The sequence below is a fragment of the Amycolatopsis sp. 195334CR genome (assembly GCF_017309385.1).
GTDB lineage: Bacteria > Actinomycetota > Actinomycetes > Mycobacteriales > Pseudonocardiaceae > Amycolatopsis.
The window spans coordinates 3,350,226-3,372,087 of sequence record NZ_JAFJMJ010000001.1; the positions used below are offsets into that span (position 1 = coordinate 3,350,226).

The window sequence follows — 21,862 nt, forward strand, 5'->3', positions numbered from 1 at the left end:
TCCTCCGAAGTTGAGCGGAAGGAGCCGGGCTTGACACGCTCGGTAGCTTTTTGACCATCAACACGGCAAGCGTCCCTCGAACGGGGCAGCATTCGTCGCAGGAGGCACTCCGGTGCGCAACTCTTTGCCAGGCCTGATGCGGTCCGTCACGCGTCTGGCCGCCGTCGCGGTCACCCTGGTGATCGGCTTGCTTTGCGGCACGCTCGGCATGGCGAACGCCGCCGCCGCGCGGCCGGAGCCGGAGGCGATGACCTTCGGCGTGCTGGGGCCGGTCGGCCTGGTGGCCGTCGTGCTCGGGGTGCTCGGCATGGCCGCCGGTGTGCTGCGCCAGCGGAAGAAGGCTCGCGCCGCGCAGCAGCCGGAGCCGGTGCTGGCCGAGGAACCCGCCCTCGCCCCGACGCAGTCGCCGCACTGATCCCGCTGAACTCCCTGGTCGCCCGGTCATCGAACTGACCGGTGACCGCGGTGACTCCCCGGTCACCAGAGCTGGTCGCCGGAAGCGATGTGCTGGTCACCGGGCCCGGTCCACTGATGGCGAAGGGCTGAGCAGGTGGCCGCCTGGCTGGCTCGCCGATGGCGAGGGTGAGCCGGACTGGGGCCGCCGGTCGTGAGGGTGAGCCGCCAGCCAGCGGGCTGGCGTCGCCGGTTGCGGGCTGAGCCAGTCACTGGACTGGAGCAGTCGGGTCACCGGAACGAGTCGTGGGTCACCGGCCCGACCTCCGTTTATTCCCGCCCGCCGGAGTCTTCTCTCACAGCAGAAGCCCTTACCGGCCGCGCGGAGGCGGCCGTAGGCTCGCGATCATGGCCCAGAGCGTGTTCCTCACCCCGCCTGATCCGCAGCCGAGTCCGTCGGCACTGAGCCGGGCCTTGCGCCGGGCCGCTGACGGCGTCGCCCTCGACGTCACCGAGGCCAGCGTCCTGCTCCACGCCAGGGGCGAGCAACTCGAAGAGCTGTTCGCCGCCGCGGCCAAGGTGCGTGACGCCCACCTGACCGACCACGGCCGCCCCGGCGTGATCAGCTACAGCCGCAGCGTGTTCATCCCGCTGACCCGGCTGTGCCGCGACCGCTGCCACTACTGCACCTTCGTCACCGTGCCGGGCAAGCTGCACTCGATGTACCTCGAACGCGACGAGGTGCTCGAGATCGCGCGCGCCGGCGCCGCCGCCGGGTGCAAGGAGGCGCTCTTCACCCTCGGCGACCGGCCCGAGGACCGCTGGCCGCAAGCCAAGCAGTGGCTCGAAGAGCGCGGCTACGACTCCACCCTGGACTACGTGCGGGCCTGCGCGATCGCCGTGCTGGAGGAGACCGGCCTCCTCCCGCACCTGAACCCCGGCGTGCTCAGCTGGGCGGAGTTCCAGCGCCTCAAGCCGGTCGCGGCGAGCATGGGGATGATGCTGGAGACCACCGCCGAGCGGCTCTGGTCGGAGAAGGGCGGCCCGCACTACGGCAGCCCCGACAAGGAGCCCGCGGTCCGGCTGCGGGTGCTCGACGACGCCGGTCGCAGCGGCGTGCCGTTCACCACCGGCATCCTGGTCGGCATCGGCGAGAACAAGACCGAACGGGCCGAGGCGCTGCACGCGATCCGCCAGCGCGCCCGCCAGTACCGCAACATCCAGGAGATCATCGTCCAGAACTTCCGGGCCAAGCCGGACACCGCCATGCGGTCCGCGCCCGACCTGGACCTGACCGAACTGGCCGCGACGGTGGCCGTGGCGCGCTTGCTGATGCCGCCCGGCGTCAGCGTGCAGGCCCCGCCGAACCTCGTCGGCGACGAACTCGCGTTGCTGATGCGTGCCGGGATCGACGACTGGGGCGGCGTCTCGCCGGTCACCCCGGACCACGTCAACCCCGAACGCCCGTGGCCGCGGATCGACGTGCTCGCCGACGCCACCCGCGAAGCCGGGTTCGAGCTGAAGGAACGCCTCGCCGTCTACCCGAAGTACGTGCGGGAAGCGGAGAAGTGGCTCGACGTCCGGGTGCACCCGCACGTCGGCGCGCTGGCGCTGCCCGACGGCATGGCGAACCCGGACGCCGAGGTCGTCGGCCACACCTGGCAGGAGCCGGACGGCGGGCTGGAGACGATCGGCCGCGCCGACCTCAACGAATCGATCGACACCGAGGGCCGCACCAGCGACCGCCGCGGGGACTTCGACAGCGTCTACGGCGACTGGGACATCCTGAAGACCCAGGTGCCGACCGCGCCCGAGCGCCTGAGCACCGACGTCCGCGAGGGCCTGCGGCTGGCCGCGGACTACCCGGGCGCGCTGCTCGAACCGCGGCACACCGACGCCGCGATGGCGTTGCTCACCGCCGACGGCGAGGCGCTGGAGACGATGGCGCGGCTGGCCGACGACCTGCGCGCGGACGTGGTCGGCGACGACATCACCTACGTGGTCAACCGGAACATCAACTTCTCCAACGTCTGCTACGTCGGCTGCCGGTTCTGCGCCTTCGCCCAGCGCGAGCGCGACGCCGACGCCTTCCGCCTCTCGGTGGACGAGGTGGCCGCGCGTGCCGTCGAGGCGTGGAACGCCGGTGCCACCGAGGTCTGCATGCAGGGCGGCATCGACCCGAAGCTCCCGATGACCTACTACGCCGACATCGTGCGCGCGATCAAGGCGGCCGTGCCGGAGATGCACGTCCACGCGTTCTCGCCGATGGAGATCGTCTCGGCGGCGTCGAAGGCCGGGGTGAGCATCGAGGAGTGGCTGACCGAACTGCGCGACGCCGGGCTCGGCTCGATCCCGGGCACCGCGGCGGAGATCCTCGACGACGACGTCCGCTGGGTGCTGACCAAGGGCAAGCTGCCGGCGCAGACCTGGGTCGACGTGGTGAGCACCGCGCACCGGCTGGGCATCCAGTCCTCCAGCACGATGATGTACGGCCACGTGGACCACCCCGGCCACTGGCTCGGGCACCTGCGCGTGCTGGCCGGGATCGCCGACGACACCGGCGGGTTCACCGAGTTCGTCGGCCTGCCGTTCGTCCACCACAACGCGCCGATCTACCTGGCCGGCGTGGCCCGGCCGGGGCCGACCATGCGGGACAACCGCGCGGTGCACGCGTTCGCGCGGCTCGCCCTGCACGGCCGGATCGACAACGTGCAGTGCTCGTGGGTCAAGCTCGGCGACGAGGGCACCGCGCAGGTGCTGCGGGGCGGGGCGAACGACATCGGCGGCACGCTGATGGAGGAGACCATCTCGCGGATGGCCGGTTCCGAGCACGGTTCCTCGCGGACCAAGGCGGAACTGGAGCACCTGGCCGCGCTCGCCGGGCGCCCGGCGAGCCAGCGCACCACCACGTACGGGCGGCGCCTGCTGGCCGTTGGGTAATTTCTAGGTACCGGCTCCGGATTGTTTGTTGTTCTACGCCGAGCCAGTCTCGCTGGCATGCGAACGGCGCAGAGCGAGGCCTTCCCGGCGGCACTGGACCGCGCGATCACCGGCAGCGGGCTCAGCCTGGACCGGGTGCGGCACCGGCTGGCCCGGCACGGTGTGCGGGTCAGCCTGACCACCCTGAGCTACTGGCGCAGCGGACGCAGCCGCCCGGAGCGACCTGAGTCGCTCCGGGCGGTGGCGATCCTGGAAGCGGTCTTCTCGTTGCCCGAAGGGGCGTTGACCGGGTTGCTCGGCCCGCGCCGCCCGAGGGGACGGTGGTGCGGCGCGGGCCGGGCCCCGTCAGACCCCGCTGTTGGTCTTGATCCAGTTGCGGAAGTACGGCACGTCGACGTAGATCGACGGCGCGGTCGCGCAGACCGAGCCACCGCCGGAGCGGCTGGTCGCGCCGATCAGCTGCCAGGTGCCGCTGACCTGCTTGATCTCCGGCCCGCCGGAGTCGCCGTAGCAGGCGCCCTTGTTGCCACCGGGGTTCCCGGTGCAGATCTCGCTCGCCGCGTTGATGCCGGAGCAGCCGCTGTCGGCGACGATCGAGGTGTTCAGCTCCTGCAGCGTGATCGGCGCGCCACAGCCGCCCGGCTGCGGGCAGGTCTGGCCCCAGCCGATGATCCGCGTGGCGGTGCCCACCGCGCCTGAGGTCGAGGCGATGGTGATCGGCGCCTGCGGCACCGCGGTCTGCAGGCGCAGCAGCGCCAGGTCGGCGCTCGGGTGCGCGATGCGCTGCGCGACGCGGGCCACCGTGCCGCCGCTGGTGCGGTTCGTGGTGCCCACGCGCACCTGGTACGGCGTGCCGCAGTGCTTCGCGGTGACCACCCAGGTCGAGCTGATCAGCGAGCCGCCGCAGGAGTGGCCGCCGCTGGAGCTCTGCAGCGACACCATGAACGAGTAGACCTGCGTGGCGTTGCCGCCGCCGACGATGAACGGGGTGACGCCACCCGCCGGTTCGGCGGCGGTGTCGGCGGACGCCATGGGCGCGGCGAGGCCACCGAGCGCGGTGACACCGGCGACGAACACGCCGGCCAGCAGGGACCTTAACTTCATGGAGTTTCTCCTTCGCCGTGTCCGGAAGGGGGAACCGGAGGTAGTACAAACGCTAGAAATCCGCACCGGACGCGACGACCGCCGGAAGTAGGTGCTGTTTAACCGTTTAAGACTTTGGTCGTGGGCCATCCGCGTAACCGGCGCACCTGCGGGGATGACAGAATCCGGGGGTGTCCACAGAGCAGGAGCAGAACACCCGTCTTCGCGTGCTGTCCGGGATCCAGCCCACGGCCGACTCGTTCCACCTGGGCAACTACCTGGGCGCGGTGCGGCAGTGGGTGCGCCTGCAGGACACGCACGAGACCTTCTACTGCGTGGTCGACCTGCACGCGATCACCGTCGAGCAGGACCCGAAGGTGCTGCGGCAGCGCACCAGGGTGTCCGCCGCGCAGCTGCTCGCGCTCGGCGTCGACCCCGACCGCAGCACGCTGTTCGTGCAGAGCCAGGTGCCCGAGCACGCGCAGCTGAGCTGGGTGCTGGAGTGCCAGACCGGCTTCGGCGAGGCGAGCCGGATGACCCAGTTCAAGGACAAGGCGCAGAAGCAGGGGACCGACCGCGCCAGCGTCGGGCTGTTCACCTACCCGGTGCTGCAGGCCGCGGACATCCTGCTCTACCAGGCGCACGCGGTGCCGGTCGGCGAGGACCAGCGCCAGCACCTGGAGCTGTCGCGGAACCTGGCGCAGCGGTTCAACAACCGGTTCGGCAAGACCTTCGTGGTGCCGGAGCCGCACATTGTCAAGGAAGCCGCGAAGATCTACGACCTGCAGGACCCGACGGCGAAGATGAGCAAGTCGGCGTCCGCGGTGAACGGGATCGTGGAGCTGCTGGAGGACCCGAAGCGCTCGGCGAAGAAGATCCGCTCCGCGGTCACCGACACCGGCCGTGAGGTGGTCTTCGACCAGGAGAACAAGGCCGGGGTGGCCAACCTGCTGAGCATCTACTCGGCGTTGTCCGGGCGCGGGATCAGCGAGCTGGAGACGGCGTACGAGGGCAAGGGCTACGGCGATCTGAAGAAGGACCTCGCCGAGGTGCTGGTCGAGTTCGTCACGCCGGTGCAGCAGCGGGTCAAGTCCTATTTGGACGACCAGGCCGAGCTGGACAAGGTGCTGGCCAAGGGGGCCGAGCGCGCGCGTGAGGTCGCGTCCGTCACCCTGGCCAAGGTCTACGACCGCATCGGCTTCCTGGCCTGATCGCACAACGGCCGTGAACGTCGCGGCCGTCTGGTGGCAATAGTCGGTGTGAGTGTGATGACCGACGAGCCCGCCGACTCCCCGGTGCGCCTGGACCGGCCCGATCTGACCGGGCCGGAGCCGGGGCGCCTGTTCGGCCTGCTGTTCGACCGGCACGCCGCCCCGCTGCGGCACTACCTGGTCCGCCGGATCGGGGAGGCGGTCGCCGACGACCTGGTCAGCGAGACCTTCCTGATCGCCTGGCACCAGCGGCACCGCTACGACCCCCTGCGTGCCGCCGTGCGGTCCTGGCTCTACGGGATCGCCACCAACCTGCTGCGCCGGCACGTGCGCGACCAGGTGCGGGCTCTGCGCGCCCAGCAGGCACCGGACTCGGTCGACAGCCATGCCGGCCGGGTCGCCGAACGGGTCGACGCCCAGACCGCGGCGCGCCAACTGGCCGGGCCGCTGGCCGCGCTCGCCCCCGGCGACCGGGACGTGCTGCTGCTGATCGCCTGGGCCGGGCTGACCACCAACGAGGCCGCCGAGGCACTCGACATCCCCGTCGGCACGGTGCGCTCCCGGCTGCACCGCGTCCGTCGGCACCTGCGCAAGGAGGCACCCCGTGGCTGAGGACGTGCGGCCCATGTGGTCGGAAGAGGAACTGGACCTGGCACTGGCGACCTTGAACGCCGACGTGCCCGCGGGGGAGCGGGCCCTGGCGAAGGCGCGGGCGGAGCTGGCGAGCGTGGCGGGGGAGCCGGCGCCCGCCGACCGGCCCGCGCGGCCCCCGCGCAGGCGTCGGCGCTGGGCGATGGCGATCGCCACGGTCGCGGCGGTGACCACCGCGGCCGTGGTGGTGCCCGCCCTGCCGTTCTGGGAGACGCCCGGGGCGGCGGCCGCGGTGCTGAACACCGCCGCGGACCGGATCGGGGCGGCCGATCAGCCGGTCGGGCCGGGGCAGTTCCGGTACGTCGAAACCCACATGTGGGGCCTGTCGATGAACGAGAACGGGAACGAGTACCTCGCGGAGTACGTCAGCCAGCTCTGGGCACCCGCCGACTGGAAGCAGGAATGGCTCCAGCGTTCGCGGAACACCGGGAAGCGCCAGTGGGTCAAGGGCAGCGAGGCCGACCTCACCCCGGCCGAGCGGTCGGTGGCCGGGCCGAGCGTGTCGGAGCGCCGGGCCGAATGCGGTGACTTCGACCTCGAACCGGCGCAGCGGTGCCAGGGGTTGTCCGGCTGGTTGCGGCCGACCCCGGCACAGGTCACCGCGCTGCCGGACGACCCGGCGGCGTTCCACGACTGGATGCGCGCGGAAACCGCGGGCAAGGGCAAGTCCCCCGACCAGCAGATGGTGGTCCTCGCCGGGGACATGCTCCGCGGCGGCCTGATCCCGGCCGCGGACCGGGTGAACCTCTACCGGGCACTGGCCATGGTGCCGGGTCTCGAGATCCGCGACGAGCACGCCAATCTCGACGGCAGGCTCGGCGTGGGCCTCGGGGTCGAAGCCCAGGGGCACCTGTACGAGATCATCGTCGATCCCGGCACCGGCCAGTTCATCGGCGAACGCCAGAGCAAGCCGGACGACGACACGGTGTCCAGCTACACCTCGGTGACCACCGCCGTCGTCGACGGGCTCGGGATCGAGCCGTCGAAGTGATCACACGTACTGATAGCCCTTGAGGTTCCGCAGCAGCAGGTGGCAGTTCTTCAGGTGCGCGGAGTCGCTGAGCGAGCGGTAGATGCCCCACTTGGGCCGGATGACGTCGCTGAGATAGGTGTCGCCGTTCTTGGCGGCGTCGATCACCGTGGTGCCGCCGTCGCGCAGGATCCAGCGGACCCGGCCGGAGTTGCCGACCCGCTGCTCGATCTCCACGTCGATCCACTTGTTCTGCAACGGCGGCAGGTCGACCCGGCCGACGAGCACCTCGGGTTCGAAGATCTTGAACTCGATGGTCTGCCTGCCGCCGGTGTGCCGCAGCGACATCACCGTCAGCGGGCTGGTGCCGGTACCGGGCATCTTGGTCTGGAAGACGTGCGTGAAGCTGGTCGTCGCCTGGAGGCTGGACGGAATGAACATCTGGTAGGTGACCTTCCAGGTCTCCCCGTTCTTCCAGTTCAGCACGGTCCCGTTCTGCCGCATGCCGCGCACCTCCTGGCGCTGCCGGTCGGTGGCGGTGTCGCGGTCCTGGGTGTGCATGTCGAAGCGGTAGGTCTCGCCCTGCGGGTAGATGTGCGTGACGCCGGGGTGCGAGTCGGCGCGGTCGTCCTCGATGCCTTCGAAGGCGTTCAGCCCGGCGCTGCCGGGGCTGGGGTTCCAGCGCAGCTGCCAGCTCGCCGCGTGCGCCGGGACCGCGGTCAGCGTGGTCATCGCGGGGAGCGCCAGTGCGGTGGTGAGCACGGTGCGCCGGTCGATTCCGCCTGCGGGCATGGCCGATCCCTCTCGTTCCCTGGCGGCGGTGACGGGAGAAAACGCTTTCGCGAACGCATCACAGCACCGAATCCGGTTTCCCGTCAACACCCACCACAGCCACCGGCCGGACACTGGGTACCCGATTCCGGCCTCGGCGAACCAGCACGGCCGTTTCCCCGCCGCACCAAGCAAAACCGATCGCGGTGGAGTTCCCCGCGAGGTGGGTGAGTCCTCGCGTTGCGAGCCCCAAGGAGGGTAGCTAGCGTTTGTCCGTGGCGAAGCGAGAAGCTGAGGGAAAGTCCGAAGAAGACAAACTGCTGCCGCGCCTGCGCCGCAAGTACGCCGGGCTGGACCACGTGGTCAGAGCCAACGAGGCGTTCACCGAGCGCTACGGCAACCACTACGCGGCGGCGATCACCTACTTCAGCGTGCTCTCGCTGTTCCCGCTGCTGATGGTCGGCTTCTCCATCGCGGGCATGGTGCTGCAGGGCGACCAGGCCGCGCTCGACAAACTCAAGACCGGCATCACCGAATCCGCGCCGGACGGCCTCGGCGACTTCCTGTCCACCATCGTCGAGACCGCGCTGCAGGCCGGCGCCGGGACCGGGATCTTCGGCCTGGTGCTGGCGCTGTACTCCGGCGTCGGCTGGATGACCAACCTGCGGGACGCGCTGACCGCGCAGTGGGGCCAGGAGAAGCAGCAGACGCCGCTGCTGCCGACCCTGCTGAAGGACCTGGTGTCGCTGGTCGGGCTCGGGCTGGCGCTGGTGGTCTCGTTCGGCCTGACCGCCGCGGGCAGCGGGGTCGGCAAGCTGCTGCTCGAACTGGTCGGCCTGCAGGACCAGGCGTGGGCGGTGTTCCTCCTCCGGCTGGCCACCATCGTGCTCTCGCTGGCCGCGAACGTGCTGGTCTTCCTGTGGGTGATCGCGCGGCTGCCGCGCGAGCGGGTCAGCGCCCGCAGCGCGGTCAAGGGCGCGATCATCGCCGCCATCGGCTTCGAGGTGCTCAAGCAGGTCACCACGGTCTACCTCGGCTTCGTCTCCACCTCGCCGAGCACCGTGCTCTTCGGGCCGATCCTCGGCCTGCTGTTCTTCGCCAACCTGGTCTCGCGCTTCCTGCTCTTCGTCACCGCGTGGACGGCCACCGCGAAGGAGAACGAGCTGCGCGTGGTCGAGCCGCCGGCGCCGGTGGTGATCCGGCCGCGGATGGACGTGCGGCGCGGACCGGGCGGCAAGGTGGTCGCCGGGGCGTTCGGCGTCGGTGCCCTCTTCGGCCTCCTGACCAGGCGCAAGCGTCCACGTCCGTAGAAACCGGAAGAAACACACCCCATCCCGGCGCTTATGCTCGGTGAGATTTCCACACGATGGGGTGAGAGTGACCGACACCGACTTGACCGCAGCGCGGGCGACCCCCGCCAAGTTCCGCTACCCCCGCGAGATCTGGGTGCTGGTGGGTGCCAGCTTCCTGATCGCCATCGGCTACGGCCTGATCGCGCCCGCCCTGCCCAGCTACGCCACCAGCTTCAACGTCGGGGTGACCGCCGCCTCGGTGGTGGTCAGCGCGTTCGCCGCGATGCGCCTGGTGTTCGCCCCGGCCAGCGGCAGGCTGGTCACCCGGTTCGGGGAACGGCCGGTGTACCTGTGGGGCCTGCTCATCGTCGCGGTGTTCACGCTGGCCTGCGCGGCCGCCACCGAGTACTGGCACCTGCTGCTGTTCCGCTCGCTGAGCGGGGTGGGCTCGACCATGTTCACCGTGTCCGCGATCGGCCTGCTGATCCGGATCTCGCCGCCCGATCTGCGCGGGCGGGTGTCCGGGCTGTGGGGCACCAGCTTCCTGCTCGGCAGCATCGCCGGGCCGGTGGTGGGCAGCGGGCTGGTGGCGGTGTCGCTGCGCGCGCCGTTCCTGATCTACGGGCTGGCGCTGCTGCTGGTGGTGGTGCTGGTCTGGCTGAACCTGCGCCGGTCCGAGCTGGCCGGGCGCGCCGAGGACGACACCACCGCACCGCAGATGAAGTTCACCGAGGCGTTGCGGCACCCGGCCTACCGCGCCTCGCTGATGTCGAACTTCGCCAACGGCTGGGTGGTCTTCGGCGTGCGGGGCTCGCTGATCCCGCTGTTCATCGTGGCCGTGCTGGCGCGCGGGGAGGAGTTCACCGGGTTCGCGCTGGCCGTGTTCGCCGCCGGGAACGTGCTGGTGATGATGATCTCCGGGCGGTTCGCCGACACCCGCGGGCGCAAGCCGATGGCGCTGGCCGGGCTGGTCATGCTGGCGGTGGGCAGCGGGGTGCTCGGGCTGACCGACAACGTGTGGCTGTTCCTCGGCGCCTCGATGCTGGCCGGGATCGGCGCGGGCACGGTGAACCCGGCGCACAACGCGGCGGTGGCCGACGTGCTCGGCGTCAAGGCCCGCGGCGGCGGTGTGCTGGCCGGCTTCCAGATGGCGGCCGACATCGGCGCGGTGACCGGCCCGCTGGTCGCCGCGGTGATCGCCGAGCAATGGTCCTACGGGGCCGCGTTCGCCATCACCGGCGCGGTGGCCGGGCTCTCGGTGCTGTTCTGGATCGTCGCGCCGGAGACCCTGCCGAAGCCGGAACCGGACGAGCACAAGGCGCAGGACGCCGTTCGCGAGGACTGCTGCAAGGACTCCTGACCGGACGGCTCAGTCGCGGATGCGCGGGAGCACGTCGGTCTGCTCGGCCAGCAGGGCGGCGCGCTTCCGCCGGTGGCCCACGACGAACCCGGCGATGATGATCACCGCGACCACCAGGGTGATGATCCACCCGGTGGTGCCGAACGGGTCCTCCTGGCTCATCGCGGCGGCCGACTTCGCCGGGTCTTCACCGAGGTCCGGCCCGGCCTGCGGGTTTCCGCCCGGCTGCAGCCCGCCCTCGCGGTAGGTGATCTGCCCGACCGGCTCCGGCTTCGACGCGGCCAGCTCGAAGCCGTAGTCGAGCAGTTTGCCCGCCTGGTCCGAGACCCGCATCGGCTTCTGCTCACCGCGCATGGTCACCACCGCGAGCCGCTTGCCCTTGCGCTCGGCGCCGCCGAGGTAGGTGTGGCGCGCGTCGTCGGTGAAGCCGGTCTTCCCGCCGAGGAAGCCGTCGTAGATGCTGAGCAGCTTGTTGTCGTTGTACAGCGGGAAGCTCGGCTTGTCGCCCCAGCCGGGGAACTGCATCTGCCGGGTGGCGACCGCCTTCGCGAAGACCGGCTGCTTCATCGCGTAGTGGAAGATCAGGCTCAGGTCGTAGGCCGAGCTGGACATGCCCGGACCGTCCAAACCGGACGGCGTGGCGGCGCGGGTGTCCATCGCGCCGATCCGCTCGGCCGCGGAGTTCATCTTCTCCAGCGTGGCGGGCACCCCGCCGAGCGTGGTCGCCAGCGCGTGCGCGGTGTCGTTCCCGGAGTGCATCAGCGTGCCCTGCAGCAGCTGCTCGACGGTGTACTGGCCACCGGCGACCAGCCCGACGCAGGTGCACTCCTGCGAGGCGTCCTCGGCCGACGCGGTGACCATCCGCTTCGGGTCCAGCTCGTTGACCGCCACCAGCGCCAGCAGCACCTTGATCAGCGACGCCGGCCGCTGCCGGGCGTGCGGGTCCTTCGCCGCCAGGATCGCGCCGGTGTCGAGGTCCTGGATCACCCACGAGGCCGAGTTGATCACCGCGGGCGGTTCGCCCGCCCCGCGCGGCAGCACCAGCCCGCACTCGCCCATCCGGTCACCGCCGACCGGGGTGGCCGGTACCGGCAGCGGCTCGGGTGCCTTCTGGCCCGGCTTGGGCACCTCGGAGGTGTCCACCGGCGGCGGGGGCACCGCCCGGTCGCTCGCGCAGCTCTGCTTTTCCGGTGCTCTGGGCGTGGCCTGCGCACCGGCGGCGGGTGCGAGCACGGTCGCCGCGGTGAGGATCGCGGACACCATGACGAGGAGGAGATCGCGTGAGCTGCGCACCCCAGCAGGCTATCTGCGCCCCTGGTGAGCGATGAACTACCCTCCGCCAATATGAGGATGTCGGGACGGACCTCGCTGTTCCTGCTGGCGTTCGGCGGGTGGTCGTGGATCATCTGGGTGACCTTCGCGCGGAACCTGTGGGAAAGCGACCGGGCCTGGGCGCCGGACGGCTCGCCCACCGCCTACTTCGTCGTGCACCTGGTGCTCACCGTGGTTTCCTTCGTGCTCGGCACGATCATCGGGATCATCGGCTGGCGCGGGTGGCGCGCGCGGAACCAGACCAAAGAATGATTGCTCCGGCGTGATCGGCCGTGTTTCATCTTCCGGGTGTGCCTGATGCTCAGGCCCTTTCCTGGAGGTGTGGATGTCCCGGGTCCGACGATGGCTGCTGCCTGCCGCCGCCGCGCTGACGCTGGCCGGCACCGGTGCGCTGGCACCGGTCGCGCTGGCGCAGCCTGCCGCGCAAGCCGCTCCGCAGTGCGACACGACGAGTGCGGCGTACACCTATGTGGTGATCTACCAGCCGCACACTTCCCAGTGGCAGGTGGACAAGGAACTGGCCGCGAAATGCGGTTCGAAAGTCGCTTACTACGGTGAAATCGGGGTAGCGGTCGCCACTTCCCGCAATGCCGACTTCCAGGAGAAGATCGGCGCTTTCCGCGCTTATTCGGGGAGCCGCGAGGTCGCCGAGCCGCCGACCACCACGGCCGCCGAGATGCGTGCCGAGGCGCGCTCGGAGCGGGAGAACGAGGAGACCGTCACGGTGGCCGCCGAGGGCGACCTGACCGAGCAGCAGTGGGACATGCGCGCGATCAAGGCGCCGGAGGCGAACAAGGTCAACCCGGGCAGCAAGTCGGTCACCGTCGGCGTGCTCGACTCCGGCGTCGAGCCGGAGCACCCCGGGCTCAAGCACGCGGTGGACGCCAAGGCCTCGCGCGGCTGCAACTCCGGTGCGCCGGACGCCGACCCGGCCAGCTGGGTGACCACCACCTCCGACCACGGCCTGCACGTGGCGGGCACCATCGCGGGCAAGGACACCGCCCGCGGCTTCACCGGTGTCGCGCCGGGGGTGAAGGTCGCCTCGGTGAAGGTGGTCAACGACGACGGGCTGATCTACCCGGAGGCCGCGGTGTGCGGCTTCATGTGGGCCGCGAAGCAGGGCTTCGAGGTGACGAACAACAGCTACTACATCGACCCCGGCATGTTCTACTGCCCGAAGCAGCCCGGTGACGCCGCCGCGTTCGAAGCGGTGACGCGGGCCGTGGCGTACTCGCAGAAGAAGGGCGTGCTGAACATCGCGGCGGCGGGCAACAGCGGGTTCGACCCGAAGGCCCAGACCACCGACCCGAACCGCCCGCACCCGGTGGACCCCAGCTGCGAGATCCTGCCGAAGGGCATGGACGGCGTGGTGACGGTGTCGTCGGTGGGCTACAACGGGACCAAGGCGTCGTACAGCAACTACGGCAAGGGGCAGATCGAGGTGACCGCGCCGGGTGGTGACCGGGCGCAGCTGCCGCCGCCGGGCGAGGGCGTTGGCTGCCCGCTCTCGACGGTGTTCAACGGGCAGTACGGCACGAAGTGCGGGACGTCCATGGCCTCGCCCCACGCGGCGGGCGTGGCCGCGCTGCTGGCGAGCAAGTACCGGCACGTGCCGCCGCAGGCGCTTTCCTTCCTGCTCCAGGCAAAAGCCGACCCGGTTTCGTGCGGCGGTGCCGCCGAGTGCGTCGGGCCGGACCACCACAACTCCTTCTACGGCCGTGGTCTGGTGAACGCCCTGCGCGCGGTGAAGTAATCACTGACGAAATGCGGTAAATGGGGCCTTCCTCGCCGGGTGCGGGGGAGGCCCCATTCAGTTTTCCGGGTAGCAGCTCGCGCCGCTGATCGCCAGGGTAAATATCGCGGCAGCGGAACCCGGTGCAGGTTCGAATCCCTCGAATGGCCCTGTAACAAATTGCGCCCATTTCCCGCCATACGGGCAGGAGTCGCGATTCTCTCCCTGCCGTCGGAGTCGAGGAGTTGGGGTCATGGGGTTACGCCGTCCTGCCTTCCTGCGCACCACCCGAAGAGCCCTGGCACTGGGGCTGGTCCTACCACTCGCCGCGGTGGTCGCACCAGTGGTGCCGCACGCCACCGCGGCGGTGCCCGCCGGGTTCACCGATTCGGTGGCGATCGGCGGGCTCTCCTCGCCGACGGCGGCCGCGTTCGCGCCGGACGGGCGGGTGTTCATCGCCGAGAAGAGCGGTCTGGTCAAGGTTTTCGACTCGCTCGCCGACACCACCGCGACCGTGTTCGCCGATCTCCGCACGCAGACCCAGGACTTCTGGGACCGCGGCCTGCTCGGCCTCGCCGTCGATCCGGCCTTCCCGGCCCGGCCCTACGTCTACGTCTCCTACACCTACGACGCCATGCCCGGCGGCACCGCGCCGCGCTGGGGTGACACCTGTCCGACCCCGCCCGGCGCCACCGACGACGGGTGCGTGGTCACCGGCCGCGTGTCCCAGCTGACGATGGGTTCGGCGGGCACCGCGGTCAGCGAGAAACCGCTGATCACCGAGTGGTGCCAGCAGTACCCGAGCCACTCCATCGGCTCGCTGGCCTTCGGCCCGGACGGCGCGCTGTACGCCGGTGGCGGCGACGGCGCCAGCTTCAACTTCACCGACTACGGCCAGGTCAAGAACCTCTGCGGCGACCCGCCTTCCCCGGCGGGCACGAACCTGGCCCCGCCCAACGCCGAGGGCGGCGCGCTGCGCTCGCAGTCGGTGCGGCGCCCGGCCGGTCAGCCGGTCCTGCTCAACGGCGCGATCCTGCGCATCAACCCGGACACCGGCGAAGGCATGCCGGGCAACCCGTACGCGAGCAGCGCCGACGCCAACGCCCGCCGCATCGTCGCCTACGGCATGCGCAACCAGTTCCGCTTCGGCTTCCGGCCGGGCACCAGCGAACTCTGGTCCGGCGACGTCGGCTGGGGCACCTGGGAGGAGATCAACCGGATCCCCAACGCCGCCGACCCGGTCGCGGAGAACTTCGGCTGGCCGTGCTTCGAGGGCACCGCGCGGCAGTCCGGTTACGACGGCGCGAACCTGACCCGCTGCGAATCGCTCTATTCCGCGGGTGGCCAGACCGCGCCCTACTACGCCTACAACCACAGCGCGAAGGTCGTGGCCACCGATCCGTGTCCGACCGGTGGTTCCTCGGTCAGCGGAATCGCTTTCGAAACGGGTAGCAATTACCCACCGGCCTATTCCGGTGCGCTTTTCTTCGCCGATTCCTCGCGCGGCTGCATCTGGGCCATGCAGACCGAAGCCGGGCAGCCGAGCGCGAACCGGCTGGTGCCGTTCGTGACCGGCGCGAACGTGCCGGTGCAGGTGCTGAGCGGACCCGGCGGTGACATCTTCTACGTCGCGCTCGGCGCCGGACAGCTGCGCCGGGTGACCTACAGCAGCGGCAACCAGGCGCCCACCGCGGTGGCCACGGCGACCCCGGCCAGCGGACCGGCCCCGCTCGCGGTGCAGTTCAACGGCGCCGGGTCGAGCGATCCCGAGGGCGGCGCGCTGACCTACGCCTGGGACCTCGACGCCGACGGCCAGTACGACGACTCGACCGCGGTCAACCCGGCCCGCACCTACACCACCGCGGGCGTGGTCAACGTCGGCCTGCGCGTCACCGATCCGGCCGGCGCCTCGGCCACCACCGTGGTGGCGGTGACCGTCGGGAACCCACCCGGCGAGAACCCGGTGCCGGTGATCGACACCCCGACCACCGCGCTGAACTGGCACGTCGGCCAGACCGTGCCGTTCGCCGGCCGGGCGGCGGACGCCCAGGACGGTGAGCTGCCCGCCTCCGCGCTGTCGTGGCGCCTGGCGATCCGGCACTGCGCTGCCAACGGCACCTGCCACACGCACAACGTGCAGGACTTCAACGGCGTCGCGAGCGGCTCGTTCGTCGCCCCCGACCACGAGTACCCGTCGTACCTGCAGCTGACGCTGACCGCGACGGACTCCTCGGGCCGGACCGGGTCGAAGACGGTGGACCTGCAACCGAGGACCGTCGCGCTGAGCTTCACCTCGCAGCCCAGCCAGGCCCTGCTCACCGTCGGCGGGATCGAACAGCGGACGCCGTTCAGCCGCACGGTGATCGTCGGCTCGAACAACTCGGTGAGCGCGAACAGCCCGCAGAACGTGCCGCCCAACAACTGGAAGTACGCCTGGACCTCGTGGTCCGACGGCGGGGCCAGGGCGCACAACGTGGTGGCCCCGGCCACCCCGACCACCTACCGGGCGAACTTCCGGCTCTGCTGGCTGCTCAATCCCTGCTAACCGAGGAACAGGATGGCCGTCAGCACCAGCCCGCCGACGGCCATCACCCAGGTGTACGGGAGCGTGGACTGCATGACCTTCTCGGGGCGCACACCCGCGTACTGCGCGCTCCACACCGTCTGGGTGCTCGTCGGATCGGAAACGCAGAGCACCTGGCCGTAGGAGGACATCAGCCCGAGCACCGCGGGCGCCGGGTAGATCCCGCCGGAGACGAGGACCCCGGCGACCCCGGCGCCCAGCCCGTACACGTTGAGCGGCCCGCGGTACAGGCACAGCGGCACCAGCACGGCGAACACCAGCACGAACCACACCGCGCCGGCCGGGCTGACCGCGGAGATCAGCGGTTGCAGCGCGCTCACCGCGCCCGGCAGCTTCACCGCGGACAGCAGCATCCCGATCGCGATGAACAACACGATCGGCGGGGCCGCCACGTCGAAGGCCCGGTACAGCGACCGCAGCGCGCGCTCGCCGAGCTTGCCGGGCCGCGTGGTGGTCAGCAGCCCGTAGACCAGCCCCACCAGCAACGACGGCACGATCGGCACTTCGAGGCCGAGCGCGAGCACGATCGGCAGCAGCGGGGTGAGCAGCGCGTACCAGGGCGCGTCACCGCGGCGTTCCCGAGCGGCCGCTCGCGACCGGCGTGGGGCGCGCACCGCCCAGGCATGCCGTGCGCCGGTGCGGCGGGTCTCGATCAGCACGTAGGAAACGCCGACCAGCAGCGCGATCGGGAACACCTTCAGCTGGAACTCGCGCACCTGCTCGATCGGCAGGTCCACCGCGTCGGAGAGGAACTGCCAGCCGATCAGTTCCAGCGGCAGCCCGGTGGCGAGTCCCATGAGGACGGTGCCACCGGCGACCACCGGGGTGACGCCGACCGCGATCATCGCCGGGATGCCGACCACCCCGGCGAGCATGGCGGCGGGCGCCGAGCCGGTGATGCTGCCGCAGAGGATCGCCACCGCGTACACGCCGAGCGCGACCACGGCCGGCCGTTCCCCGCCGAACTCGACGATCTTGCGCACCAGGGTCGCGGCGATCCCGGTGTCCTCCATCAGCGCGCCCAGCCACGAGCCGAGCAGCACCGCGATCATCGTCGCGGCGAGCATCGCCGAGCCGGTCTGGAGCACCGAGCCGGTGATGCTGTTCTCCTTGCCCAGCAGGCTCGCCCCGGACAACGCGGCGATCACCACGGCGAGCAACCCGAGCGCGAACGCGGTCGGGATCTTGCGGGTCAGCATCAGCCCGACCCCCACGGCCATCACGGCCACAATCGCGATACCCATGGTCAGGCTCCCGGGAGTGCGTCGATGAGGAAGTTGTTGAGCAGCAACGGATCGATGCCGCTGAGGCGCTGGGCGTAGCGGTGCACGACCAGCTCGTCGGCGCCTGCCACGTGGGCGCGCAGGCGGAACACGCGGTGCCCCAGGCGGCGGTTCAGCTCGCGGGTGCGCGGCCCGTGCAGCAGGTGGTGCCCGACCTCGTGCGCGATGGCCGCCCGTCGCAGCTTCTCCGGCGCGAGGGGGCAGCCGCGTTTCGCGCTGACCTCGCGGGCGAAATCCAGGCTGTCGCGGTAGAGCGTCACACGGTGGTCGCGGTGGTGGTACTCCGCGAGCAGCACTTCACCGGGCCGCTTCCCGCCGGTCTTCTCGCGGATGTCCAACTGCGGGAGTTCCGGGTGCGCCGCGGCGAGTTCGTCGCCGTAGTCCAGGGCGATCCGCGCCCATGCCCGGAGTTGTTCGGTGGAGCGGTTTTCGTGCGTCGGGGTGGCGGCGAGGAACTCCGCGCTCAGGTCCACGTTCATCGCCGGTCCTCCAGCAACGCGACCAGCGGCTCGTCCGGTTGCCGGGTGCCGAGTTCGGCGCCGATCAGCGCGAGCAGCTGCTCCCGGTCCAGCACCCCGGACAGGTCGGCGATCTTCGGCCCGGCCAGCAGGTAGACCGCCGGTGCGCGGGAACCGCCGTCGCCGACGGAGGTGTGCTCGGTGACCAGGTCGGTCAGGCGCGCGTTGGCCTCACCCGCGGTGGTCTCGGCGAGGTGCGCGCCGGACAGGTGCAGCCGGATCACGCCTTCGCCGTCCACCACCCGGATCTGCTCCGCGGGCCGGGAGAACCGCCCCAGGAAACCGGATTTCCGGGTCTTCGCGCCCCACACCCGGTGGTGCGGGGTGGCCGCGAGTTCGCGCACGACACCGGGTTCGACGCTGAGCGAGCGCGCGACCTCCTGGCGCACCTCGGTTTCGTCCAGCTTCCCGGCGCGGTCCTTGGTGCGCAGTTCGGTGGTACCGGTGGCGACCGCGCGGATCAGGTTCCGCTGCGGGTCGACCGTCACGTCCACGTCCACCCCGGCGGGGTCGGCACCCTGGGCGACCACAGCGCGTTCGGCTTCCGCGCGGGTCGCCAGCACGTCACTGTGCGAGGGATTCGGCACGATGCGCTCGACCGACTCCCGCACCATCGCCAGCGCGGCGCCGAGCGGGCTGATCACCTCGCTGTGCTTCGCGATCCGCCAGTCCATAGTGGACGCACGGCCGAGGAACGGGGTGACCGCCGCCGCGCCACCACCGCCGCCGACCAGGGTGACGGCGTCGAGCCGGTAGGCCTCGACCAGCTCGTCGACCACCGCCTTGACCGGCTTGATCGCCTGTTCCAGCACGGCCGTCGCGGCCTGCTCGACGCTCACCCCGAGCGCGGCGGCGAGCGGGGCGAGTGCCCGTTTCGCGACCTCCGGATCGGCGTGCGCGTAACTGTCGTCGGGAACCACGCCGAGCGCGTTGGCCGCGCAGGTGAGCGTGATGGCGTACCGGGTGCCGTCCGCCGTTTCCAGTGCGGCGTAGTCGGCCGGGTCGCCGTCCTTGGGCGACACGGTGATCAGCTTCGCGTCGTCGAGCTTCTCGGCGAAGCAGGCGTAGGGCAGACCGGCGATGTGCGCGCTGCGCGGTCCGACCGCGGTGACCGACTGGCCGGAGATCCGGACCAGCGAGCCGCCGCCGATGCCGACCGTGCGCACGTCGAGCGCGGGCAGGTAGGTCTCACGGCCACCGAGTTTCGCGTGCCGCACCTGGACTTTCCCTCGGCGAACCACGCTGATGTCGGTCGACGTGCCGCCGGTTTCCAGGAAGATGCCCTCGCTGAGCCGTTCGCCCATCAGCGCGCCCGCGACGCCCGCGGCAGGGCCGGACAACGCGGTGAGCAGCGGCCGCTTGCGCATCTCCGCCAGCGACATCACGCCGCCGTCACCGCGCATCACCATCAGCGGCGCGCTGATGCCCGCTGCCGCGACACTGCGGTCCACCAGGTCCGCGGTGTCGATCATCCGGGGCATGATCCCGGCGTTGAGCACCGCGGTTCTGGCTCGTTTGGACAGTCCATAGAGGCCGGTGATCTCGTGGGTGGCGGTGGCCGGGAGGTGCTGCGCGCGAGCCTCGGTGACCACCGCGCGTTCACCGGAGGGATCGTCCACACTGAACGGTTCCACGGCCACGATCACTTCCGCGCCGGCCGAATGCAGTTTGACGACGGCTTCCTTGACCGCCTCGGGGGCTTGGGCGTCCTTCACCGCGGCGTACCGGATCGGCAGCGGACGGCCGGGTGCGAGTTCCAGCTTGCGCAGCGAACGCAGTCGTCCGGTGGCCCAGCCGTCGAAACCGTGCCCGATCCCGGCGATGCCGACGGTGGCCACATCGCCTTCGAGTAGCGCGTTCGTCGCCTGCGTGGTGCCGTGCGCCAGGAACGACACGGCGGCCGGGTCGATCCCGGTCTGCTCGTGCAGCCGCCGCAGCGCGGTGAGGATGCCGTGCGCCACCCCGTCTTCGTGGTTGTGGCTGGTGGGGACCTTGACCTGGCCGAGCAGGGCGAAGGTCGCCGCGTCCACCGCCACCGCGTCGGTGAAGGTGCCGCCGACGTCGATGCCGATCCGGACGTTCTGCGTCGTTGCAGTCATCTCGAAACTCCGATTCGGGTAACCGCGGTCAGTAACCGCGGACGTCGGGCCAGCGGCGTTCCACCCCGGCCCGGTCGAGCAGCTGGGCGAACTCGCCGAAGAGCGATTCGTCGGCCTGCACCTTGCGCGGCGCGACCCCGCGGCGCAGGGCGAACCCGGCCAGGTGACCGGCCACCTCGCCGACGTTCCACTCCACCGGGTGCAGCCGGTAGCAGCCGTTGGTGATGTGCGTGGTGCCGAGGTTCTTGGCCGCGGGCAACAGGTTCTCCACCCGCCGCGGCAGCAGCGCGCCGAGCGGGATCTCGAACGGCACGCTCGCCACGTCCACGTAGTTGTCGCCCGAGGTGGACGGGTGCAGGTCGATCCGGTAGCTGCCGATGCCGACCGAATCGGCGTGGTGCGCGCGGCCGTGCGGGCCGAGCAGGTCGAGCGAGACGTGGTGCTCGGTCACGGTGGTGACCGCCTTGATGCGCCGGGACTCCCGGACGTAGGCGGATTTCGCCAGTCCGTCGGCGGTGCCGGTGACGTCGTGGCGCAGCTTCAGGCCGGGGAAGCCGACCTCGGTCTGGAGCCAGTAGAGCACCGACAGGCTCAGCTGTTTGGCTTCGTGGTGCGCTTTCTTCACCGTTTCGGCGTCGGCGATCCCGTCGATCTCCAGTGCGGGCCGCAGCCAGTAGTCGTTGAGCGGCCAGTTGACCAGGGTGATGTCGGAGTCGAACGAGCCGGGGGTGTGCATGCCCCTGGCCAGGATCCGCCGGAAGCCCCACAGCTCCTTGTCGCCGGCGTCGGCGCTCTGGTCGGCGCTGATCGCGAGCGGGTCGTTGTCCGGGTTGGGCACGAAGGTCCGGGGCACCGGTTCCAGCGTGCGCGGGTCGGGTGCGAGGAAGCCGAGCAGCGGGCCGGGCCAGAAGTCCGGCTGGTACGAGCGCCAGAAGTCGTACATCTCCGGGCGGTCGATCACGTGGTTCTGTCCACTGTGGTGGGACATGGCGAAGCAGTAGGTGATGCCCTGGAGGTTGCCGGGATCGGCGGAGTCCGGGGCGTTCGGCTCGTCGTACTCGGACCGCGCCTCGGCACCGACGGCGAATTCGACGCCCGCCAGCGGAAGGAGGTCGCCGTTCTCGGTGGCGTCGAGCACGTACTGGGCCTGGACGTCGATCAGGTTGCCGCCCTCGTCGGTCAGCCGCACGGATTCGACCTGGTCCCCGGAGGTTTCGGCGGAAACCGGCCGGTGCCCGGTCAGCAGGGTGATCCGGCCGGCGCTGATCTCCGGCGCCAGCATGGCTTCCAGCACGGCCAGCGCGACCCTGGGCTCGGCGCAGAGCTTGCTCACCCGGCCGGCACCGGGGTTCAGGTCGGTCAGGCCGCGGGCCTCGGCACGCAGCGGGTAGTGGCGGCGGTAGTAGTCGCGGATGCCCTCGCGCAGCCGACGGTAGGTGGCGGTGGACCCGAAGCGCTCGATCCAGGGGTTCTCGTCCGGCGGCACGGCCTGCGCGGTCAGCTGGCCGCCGATCCACGTGGTCTCCTCGGTGAGCACCACGCGGTGCCCGGCACGCGCGGCGGCCAGCGCGGCGGCGACCCCGCCGAGGCCACCACCGACGACGAGGATTTCGGTGGACAGTTCGTTCATGCTGGAGCTTCTT

General features: G+C 70.8%; 17 protein-coding genes. 10 read left to right on the top strand and 7 right to left on the bottom strand.

Annotated features, from left to right (window positions below; genetic code table 11):
* Positions 1–112: 112 nt before the first annotated feature.
* Both JYK18_RS16490 and JYK18_RS16495 read left to right on the top strand, forming a co-directional pair.
* On the top strand, positions 113–415 hold the full coding sequence (locus JYK18_RS16490; RefSeq protein ID WP_374195022.1) for a hypothetical protein: 303 nt from the start codon (positions 113–115) through the stop codon (positions 413–415).
* Positions 416–801: 386 nt separating this feature from the next.
* The gene (locus tag JYK18_RS16495; RefSeq protein WP_206802891.1) at positions 802–3,333 is read left to right on the top strand and encodes a bifunctional FO biosynthesis protein CofGH; all 2,532 of its coding nucleotides are present in this window, start codon (positions 802–804) and stop codon (positions 3,331–3,333) included.
* Positions 3,334–3,678: 345 nt separating this feature from the next.
* Here JYK18_RS16495 and JYK18_RS16500 read toward each other — a convergent pair whose 3' ends face one another.
* Complete coding sequence (locus JYK18_RS16500; RefSeq protein ID WP_206802892.1) at positions 3,679–4,437, bottom strand: trypsin-like serine protease; 759 nt, start codon at positions 4,435–4,437, stop codon at positions 3,679–3,681.
* Between the two features lie 170 nt (positions 4,438–4,607).
* Between JYK18_RS16500 and trpS the strand changes: the two genes are divergently transcribed.
* Genes trpS through JYK18_RS16515 form a run of 3 tightly spaced genes read left to right on the top strand, consistent with a single transcriptional unit; the run spans position 4,608 to position 7,269 of the window.
* On the top strand, positions 4,608–5,627 hold the full coding sequence (gene trpS / locus JYK18_RS16505; protein ID WP_206802893.1) for a tryptophan--tRNA ligase: 1,020 nt from the start codon (positions 4,608–4,610) through the stop codon (positions 5,625–5,627).
* A gap of 57 nt (positions 5,628–5,684) precedes the next feature.
* On the top strand, positions 5,685–6,239 hold the full coding sequence (locus JYK18_RS16510; protein ID WP_206802894.1) for an RNA polymerase sigma factor: 555 nt from the start codon (positions 5,685–5,687) through the stop codon (positions 6,237–6,239).
* Positions 6,232–7,269, top strand: a complete 1,038-nt coding sequence (locus tag JYK18_RS16515) for a CU044_5270 family protein (protein ID WP_206802895.1) — start codon at positions 6,232–6,234, stop codon at positions 7,267–7,269. Before JYK18_RS16510 ends, JYK18_RS16515 begins: the two co-directional genes overlap by 8 nt.
* Here the strand turns inward: JYK18_RS16515 and JYK18_RS16520 are convergent, their stop codons facing one another.
* Positions 7,270–8,040, bottom strand: coding sequence for a Tat pathway signal sequence domain protein (locus JYK18_RS16520; protein ID WP_206802896.1), 771 nt, complete (start codon positions 8,038–8,040; stop codon positions 7,270–7,272).
* A gap of 254 nt (positions 8,041–8,294) precedes the next feature.
* Here JYK18_RS16520 and yhjD point away from each other — a divergent pair, with 254 nt between their 5' ends.
* Both yhjD and JYK18_RS16530 read left to right on the top strand, forming a co-directional pair.
* A complete protein-coding gene (gene yhjD, locus JYK18_RS16525) occupies positions 8,295–9,329 on the top strand; it encodes an inner membrane protein YhjD (protein ID WP_206802897.1) in 1,035 nt (344 codons plus the stop codon).
* A gap of 67 nt (positions 9,330–9,396) precedes the next feature.
* Positions 9,397–10,671, top strand: coding sequence for an MFS transporter (locus JYK18_RS16530; protein WP_307795925.1), 1,275 nt, complete (start codon positions 9,397–9,399; stop codon positions 10,669–10,671).
* 9 nt (positions 10,672–10,680) lie between these two features.
* On the opposite strand, the gene JYK18_RS16535 is transcribed toward JYK18_RS16530, so the two are convergent.
* Positions 10,681–11,934 carry a serine hydrolase gene (locus JYK18_RS16535; RefSeq protein WP_206804272.1) on the bottom strand — a complete coding sequence of 418 codons (1,254 nt, stop codon included), beginning with the start codon at positions 11,932–11,934 and terminating at the stop codon, positions 10,681–10,683.
* An 81-nt stretch (positions 11,935–12,015) separates the two neighbouring features.
* Between JYK18_RS16535 and JYK18_RS16540 the strand changes: the two genes are divergently transcribed.
* From JYK18_RS16540 to JYK18_RS16550, 3 genes are all read left to right on the top strand, one after another.
* Entirely contained in the window at positions 12,016–12,255 is a 240-nt protein-coding gene (locus JYK18_RS16540; protein ID WP_206802898.1) for an SCO4848 family membrane protein, read from the top strand.
* 73 nt (positions 12,256–12,328) lie between these two features.
* Positions 12,329–13,756: a S8 family serine peptidase gene (locus tag JYK18_RS16545; RefSeq protein WP_206802899.1), complete on the top strand. Its 1,428-nt coding sequence runs from the start codon at positions 12,329–12,331 to the stop codon at positions 13,754–13,756.
* A 232-nt stretch (positions 13,757–13,988) separates the two neighbouring features.
* Entirely contained in the window at positions 13,989–16,280 is a 2,292-nt protein-coding gene (locus JYK18_RS16550; protein ID WP_242579174.1) for a PQQ-dependent sugar dehydrogenase, read from the top strand.
* On the opposite strand, the gene JYK18_RS16555 is transcribed toward JYK18_RS16550, so the two are convergent.
* From JYK18_RS16555 to JYK18_RS16570, 4 genes are read right to left on the bottom strand one after another with little or no spacing between them, the layout of a single operon-like run.
* Positions 16,277–17,563, bottom strand: a complete 1,287-nt coding sequence (locus JYK18_RS16555) for a transporter (RefSeq protein ID WP_206802900.1) — start codon at positions 17,561–17,563, stop codon at positions 16,277–16,279. The two genes, JYK18_RS16550 and JYK18_RS16555, sit on opposite strands and share 4 nt — an antisense overlap.
* Positions 17,564–17,565: 2 nt before the next feature.
* A complete protein-coding gene (locus JYK18_RS16560) occupies positions 17,566–18,081 on the bottom strand; it encodes a hypothetical protein (RefSeq protein ID WP_206802901.1) in 516 nt (171 codons plus the stop codon).
* A complete protein-coding gene (locus JYK18_RS16565) occupies positions 18,078–20,219 on the bottom strand; it encodes a hydantoinase/oxoprolinase family protein (protein ID WP_206802902.1) in 2,142 nt (713 codons plus the stop codon). Before JYK18_RS16565 ends, JYK18_RS16560 begins: the two co-directional genes overlap by 4 nt.
* A gap of 28 nt (positions 20,220–20,247) precedes the next feature.
* Positions 20,248–21,849, bottom strand: coding sequence for an FAD-dependent oxidoreductase (locus JYK18_RS16570; protein ID WP_206802903.1), 1,602 nt, complete (start codon positions 21,847–21,849; stop codon positions 20,248–20,250).
* Positions 21,850–21,862 lie beyond the last annotated feature (13 nt).